The sequence below is a fragment of the Pseudomonas sp. DF11 genome (assembly GCF_058148565.1).
The window spans coordinates 1-685 of record NZ_JBYVYN010000026.1 but is presented as its reverse complement, the minus strand read 5'-3'; the positions used below and the strand labels follow the sequence as shown (position 1 = coordinate 685).

Below are 685 nucleotides of genomic sequence, written 5' to 3'. Positions count from 1 at the left end.
TTGATACCGCCGACGCTCAAGGTTTGCACACCGTCCAACGCGGTGACGGTGAAGGTGCCGCTTTGGGTCAGGGCCGGTGCGTCCGGGCTGCTGCCGTCGCTGAGGTTTTTCTCCTGGACCGTCAGCTCACCGCCCTCAGTGTCGAGGCCGGTGATGATTACCGGATCGTCATTGTTGTGCACTTGCAGCACCAGGTTCGCAGTACTGGTGTCGCCATCGGCATCGGTCAGGGTGTAGGTGAAGGTTTCGCTGCCATTGCCGCCGCCGTGCAAGCCTTTGAAATCGTCGTCGGCGGTGTTGAGGGTGTAGGTGTAGGAACCGTCAGCGTTGAGCACCAGGGTGCCGTAAGTACCGGTGAAGGTGCCGGGCGTGATCGGACCGGAGGCCACGTGATCCGCGCCTTGGGTGTCATTGGTCAGCACGCTGCCGGTCAGGGTCAGGTTGGTTTCCGAAGCGGTGCTGGCGTTGCTGTCGTCCACGGCTTTTGGCAGATCGTCGACGATGTTCACGTCCAGATTGCCGTTGGCCGTGGTGCCGTTGTCATCGGTGACAACGACCGCAAATTGCTCGCTCAGGCTGTTGGCGCCGTTGGCGTTTGGATGGGCTTCATTGTCCAGCAGCGTGTAGCTGTAGCTCACCACGCCCGTGGTGGTGTTGTAGCCGGTGATGGTCAGGGTGTTGCCCA

At 61.3% G+C, this 685-nt stretch carries 1 protein-coding gene; it reads right to left on the bottom strand.

From position 1 onward, the window contains the following. Positions 1-685, bottom strand: a 685-nt coding sequence (locus AC30D9_RS29375) for a cadherin-like domain-containing protein (protein WP_490145375.1), incomplete at both ends; no start/stop codon positions are given.